This window comes from Streptomyces sp. CO7 (assembly GCF_053474865.1).
The window spans coordinates 1-3,065 of sequence record NZ_JBRIOU010000201.1 but is presented as its reverse complement, the minus strand read 5'-3'; the positions used below and the strand labels follow the sequence as shown (position 1 = coordinate 3,065).

At 77.1% G+C, this 3,065-nt stretch carries 2 protein-coding genes; both read left to right on the top strand.

The annotated features are described in order from the left end of the window. Positions 1 to 2,144 (top strand): alpha/beta fold hydrolase (locus tag ACOV8S_RS32580; RefSeq protein ID WP_448322226.1); only part of this gene is annotated, 2,144 nt, incomplete at its 5' end. Beyond that, positions 2,141 to 3,065: ABC transporter permease (locus ACOV8S_RS32575; protein ID WP_448322224.1), on the top strand; the 925-nt coding region annotated here is incomplete at its 3' end. The genes ACOV8S_RS32580 and ACOV8S_RS32575, both read left to right, overlap by 4 nt.

Genomic DNA, 3,065 nt, shown 5'->3' with positions numbered 1-3,065 from the left:
CCATGGGGCCTGACCACACATCCCTGGTGCTCGTACCGGTGGCTGACGGCTCCGCGGCGGGCGACGGCCACACGGAGGCACACCACACGGCGGCCGCCCACACGGTCGGGGGGGACATGGGCGCCGGCCACACGGTCTGGCGCCACACCCCCCGCTGGCTGCCCGACTGCCGCACCCTGCTGCACGTGGCGCAGCCCGCGGACGCCGAGGACCCCGCGGACCCCGCAGGGTCCGACGACTCCGCGGACGCCTCCGGCCACCCGTACCTGGCCCTGCTCGACACCGTCACCGGCGAGACGCACACCCTGCTGCGCGCCCCCGGTGAGGTGGAGGACCTGTTGCTCTCCGACGACGGGACGCGGGCGCTGCTGCTCACCGCGGACGACGGCGCGGAGCGCGACGGCATGAGCCTGGGCCTGCCGGTGCGGCTGGGCCCGCGCCCCGACCCCGAGCGTTTCGCCCCCGGCCTGGGCATGCGCCGGCTGCACCTGGTGGAGCTGGCCACCGGCGAGCTCCACGAGGTGGGGCCCGCGGGGCTGACGGTCTGGAACGTGGCCTGGCGCGGCGGCGACCTGGCGGTGGCCACCGTCTCCGAGGACACGCTGCCCTCCGGCTACTACGAGGCCCGTTTCGCCGCCCTGGACCTGGCCGCCCGCACCGCGCGCACGCTGTACGAGCCCGAGGGGCAGCTCACCGCTCCCGCACTCGACGCCGACGGCCGCCGCGCCGCGGTCGTGGAGGGCATCTCGATCGTGGCCGGCCGTCCCCTGGTCGTCGACCTGGCGACGGGTCACCTCGAGCGCCCGGCCGCGCTGGAGGACGTCACCTGGCTGGAATTCGCCGCTCCGGACCACCGGTGCCCGGTCGTCGCCCCGGCAGGAACCGCTCCCGGTCCGACACCTGCCGCCGCAGGGCCCACGGGCACCGCCCCGGACCCGGCGGGCACCGCCGCCGCGGACCTGTGGCACGCCGGCTGGGACGGCTCCGGCTCCCGTGTCGGGCGCACCGCGGCCGACGCCCCGGGATGGGGCGGCCCGGTCACCCTCACCGGCCCCGGCTTCGCCCCCGCTCTCTCGCTCAGCGCCGACGGCCGCACCGCGGCCACCGTGCTGGACGCGCCCGGCCGCCCCGCCGAGGCCGTCGTCGCCGCCACCGACGGCCCGGACGCCTGGCACTGGCGTCCCGTGACCTCGCTGAACGCCGGACTCCGCGTCGACGGCTTCCGCACCACCGCCACCGGCTGGACCTCCGCCGACGGCACCCGGGTGGACGGCCTGCTGCTGGAGAGCGACCCGCAGCCCTCCCCCGCCGGCCCGCGCCCGCTCGCGGTGCTGCTGCACGGCGGGCCGTCCTGGCTGTGGACCGCCTCCCACGCCCCCGCCGACGTGCTCGGTCTCGCCCCGGCGCTCGCCGTCGCCGGATACCTGGTGCTGCTGCCCAACCCGCGCGGCAGCAGCGGCCGCGGCCTCGACCACGCCCGCGCCGTGGTCGGCGACGTGGGAGGCGGCGACCTGCAGGACGTGCTCTCCGGAGTCCGTCACCTGATCGCCGCCGGCCAGGCCGACCCGGGCCGCGTCGCGGTGCTCGGCCACAGCTACGGCGGGCACCTCGCGGCGCTGGCCGCCGCCCGCACCGACCTGTTCCGCGCCGCCGTCGTGGTGTCCGCCCCGTCCGACTGGGTGAGCTTCCGCGACACCAGCAACATCGGCGGCGGCTACGACGACGCCTACCGGATCCGCCCCGAGGCCCGGGAGCGCTCCGCGGTCACCGCCACGGGAGGGTCCGGCACCCCCACCCTGATCGTGCACGGCGCCGAGGACCGGGTCACCCCCGTGGGCCAGGCGCACCAGCTGTACCGCTCCCTGCGCCGCTCCGGACGGGCGCCCGTGGAGCTGTACGTGTACCCGGACGAGGGCCACGAGTTCACCGACCCGGCCCGGGTGCTGGACGCGGTCGCCCGCGCCGAGGCGTGGCTGGCTCAGCACCTGGGCGGCCCGGGCCACCGCACCGGCGGCGACAGCGACAACGGCACCGCCGCCGGGACCCGCACCGGCACCAGCTCCGGCACAGGCAGCAGTTCCGCCGCCACAGGCACGGGCTCAGGCACCGGCACCGGCACCGGCACCGAGGGAGGCGACCGATGACCGCCCGTTACGTCCTGCGCCGGCTCGGCGGCACGCTGGCGCTGCTGTTCGTGCTGTCCGTCGCGGTGTTCGCGCTGCTCCAGGCCGCCCCGGGCGACCCGGCGCGCACCCTGCTCGGCCCCCGCAACGCCACCCCCGACGCGCTCGCCGCGGTCCGCGCGCGGCACCACCTCGACCAGCCGTTCGTCGTCCAGTACCTGCGCTGGGCGGGTGACGCGCTCCGCCTGGACCTCGGCACCTCGATCCGCACGGGCGCCTCGGTGGCAGCCACCATCGGGGGACGGCTCGCGCTCACCGGGCAGCTGGTCGGGCTCGGCCTGGCGATCTCGCTGCTCCTCGGCGTGCCCGGCGGCGTCCTCGCCGCGCTGCGCCGGTACCGGACCACGGACCGCGTCGTGCAGACGACCTCGCTGATCGCCCTGTCCACCCCGGCCTTCGCCGGCGGCCTGGTCCTCGTCTACGTCTTCTCGCTCATGCTCGGCTGGTTCCCCGCCTACGGCCCCGGAGAGGGCGGCGACCGCCTGTCCCACCTGGTGCTGCCGGCGGTGGCCCTGGCGCTGAGTGTGACGGCGGTGCTGCTCAAGCTGACCCGGGCCGCGGTGATCCGCGAACTCGACAAGGAGCACGTGGCGTTCGCGCGGGCCCGCGGGGTCGCCGAGCGGCGGATCCTCGTCCACTACGTGCTGCGCGGCGCGCTGGTCCCGGTGCTCACCGGCGTCGGGCTGGTCGTCGCCTACCTGCTGGCCGGGACCGTGATGGTGGAGCAGGTCTTCGCGCTGCCGGGGCTCGGCTCCCTGCTGGTCGACTCGGTGACGTACCGCGACGTGCCGCTGGTGCAGGCGGAGGCGCTGCTGATCGCCGTGCTCGTCTGCCTGGCGGGGCTGCTCACCGAGCTCGCCCAGCCGCTGGTCGACCCCCGGC